Origin of the sequence: Pseudomonas sp. D(2018) (assembly GCF_005502555.1) — a bacterium.
In the GTDB taxonomy this organism is placed as follows: domain Bacteria; phylum Pseudomonadota; class Gammaproteobacteria; order Pseudomonadales; family Pseudomonadaceae; genus Metapseudomonas; species Metapseudomonas resinovorans.
In genome coordinates, this window is the sequence record NZ_SCOK01000113.1 from 1 (window position 1) to 2,564 (window position 2,564).

General features: G+C 53.2%; 2 rRNA genes. Both read left to right on the top strand.

The annotated features are described in order from the left end of the window. Positions 1-2,286, top strand: a 23S ribosomal RNA gene (locus FFS60_RS28475); the annotation flags it as partial. A 136-nt stretch (positions 2,287-2,422) separates the two neighbouring features. Next, positions 2,423-2,538 (top strand): 5S ribosomal RNA (gene rrf, locus FFS60_RS28480). Positions 2,539-2,564: the final 26 nt, after the last annotated feature.

Genomic DNA, 2,564 nt, shown 5'->3' on the forward strand with positions numbered 1-2,564 from the left:
TAGGGGAGGCGTAGCGAAAGCGAGTCTTAATAGGGCGTTTAGTCGCTGGGTATAGACCCGAAACCGGGCGATCTATCCATGGGCAGGTTGAAGGTTAGGTAACACTGACTGGAGGACCGAACCGACTACCGTTGAAAAGTTAGCGGATGACCTGTGGATCGGAGTGAAAGGCTAATCAAGCTCGGAGATAGCTGGTTCTCCTCGAAAGCTATTTAGGTAGCGCCTCACGTATCACTCCAGGGGGTAGAGCACTGTTTCGGCTAGGGGGTCATCCCGACTTACCAAACCGATGCAAACTCCGAATACCTGGAAGTGTCAGCGTGGGAGACACACGGCGGGTGCTAACGTCCGTCGTGAAAAGGGAAACAACCCAGACCGTCAGCTAAGGTCCCAAAGTTCTAGTTAAGTGGGAAACGATGTGGGAAGGCTTAGACAGCTAGGAGGTTGGCTTAGAAGCAGCCACCCTTTAAAGAAAGCGTAATAGCTCACTAGTCGAGTCGGCCTGCGCGGAAGATGTAACGGGGCTCAAACTAGACACCGAAGCTACGGGTTCGTCGTAAGACGAGCGGTAGAGGAGCGTTCTGTAAGCCTGTGAAGGTGAGTTGAGAAGCTTGCTGGAGGTATCAGAAGTGCGAATGCTGACATGAGTAACGACAATGGGTGTGAAAAACACCCACGCCGAAAGACCAAGGGTTCCTGCGCAACGTTAATCGACGCAGGGTGAGTCGGCCCCTAAGGCGAGGCAGAAATGCGTAGTCGATGGGAAACGGGTTAATATTCCCGTACTTCTAGTTATTGCGATGGGGGGACGGAGAAGGCTAGGCCAGCTTGGCGTTGGTTGTCCAAGTTTAAGGTGGTAGGCCGAACACTTAGGCAAATCCGGGTGTTCAAGGCCGAGAGCTGATGACGAGTGTTCTTTTAGAACACGAAGTGGTTGATGCCATGCTTCCAGGAAAAGCCTCTAAGCTTCAGATAACTAGGAACCGTACCCCAAACCGACACAGGTGGTTGGGTAGAGAATACCAAGGCGCTTGAGAGAACTCGGGTGAAGGAACTAGGCAAAATGGCACCGTAACTTCGGGAGAAGGTGCGCCGGTGAGGGTGAAGCATTTACTGCGTAAGCCCATGCCGGTCGAAGATACCAGGCCGCTGCGACTGTTTATTAAAAACACAGCACTCTGCAAACACGAAAGTGGACGTATAGGGTGTGACGCCTGCCCGGTGCCGGAAGGTTAATTGATGGGGTTAGCGCAAGCGAAGCTCTTGATCGAAGCCCCGGTAAACGGCGGCCGTAACTATAACGGTCCTAAGGTAGCGAAATTCCTTGTCGGGTAAGTTCCGACCTGCACGAATGGCGTAACGATGGCGGCGCTGTCTCCACCCGAGACTCAGTGAAATTGAAATCGCTGTGAAGATGCAGTGTATCCGCGGCTAGACGGAAAGACCCCGTGAACCTTTACTGTAGCTTTGCACTGGACTTTGAGCCTGCTTGTGTAGGATAGGTGGGAGGCTTTGAAGCGAGGACGCCAGTTCTCGTGGAGCCATCCTTGAAATACCACCCTGGCATGCTTGAGGTTCTAACTCTGGTCCGTCATCCGGATCGAGGACAGTGTATGGTGGGCAGTTTGACTGGGGCGGTCTCCTCCTAAAGAGTAACGGAGGAGTACGAAGGTGCGCTCAGACCGGTCGGAAATCGGTCGTAGAGTATAAAGGCAAAAGCGCGCTTGACTGCGAGACAGACACGTCGAGCAGGTACGAAAGTAGGTCTTAGTGATCCGGTGGTTCTGTATGGAAGGGCCATCGCTCAACGGATAAAAGGTACTCCGGGGATAACAGGCTGATACCGCCCAAGAGTTCATATCGACGGCGGTGTTTGGCACCTCGATGTCGGCTCATCACATCCTGGGGCTGAAGCCGGTCCCAAGGGTATGGCTGTTCGCCATTTAAAGTGGTACGCGAGCTGGGTTTAGAACGTCGTGAGACAGTTCGGTCCCTATCTGCCGTGGACGTTTGAGATTTGAGAGGGGCTGCTCCTAGTACGAGAGGACCGGAGTGGACGAACCTCTGGTGTTCCGGTTGTCACGCCAGTGGCATTGCCGGGTAGCTATGTTCGGAAGAGATAACCGCTGAAAGCATCTAAGCGGGAAACTCGCCTCAAGATGAGATCTCACTGGGATCTTGAATCCCCTAAAGGGCCGTCGAAGACTACGACGTTGATAGGTTGGGTGTGTAAGCGCTGTGAGGCGTTGAGCTAACCAATACTAATTGCCCGTGAGGCTTGACCATATAACACCCAAACAATCTGGTGATTGTGGGTGCGACTGGTTGAAGTCGACAGACCGAAAATTGGCCTGAACCGCAAAAACAGACTGTCACATACCTGATTCGGGGTAGCGTCCCAGACGTTGCCCCAACCGAATTGCTTGACGACCATAGAGCGTTGGAACCACCTGATCCCATCCCGAACTCAGCAGTGAAACGACGCATCGCCGATGGTAGTGTGGAGCTTCTCCATGTGAGAGTAGGTCATCGTCAAGCTTCTATCCCAAACCCCCGAATCGTGA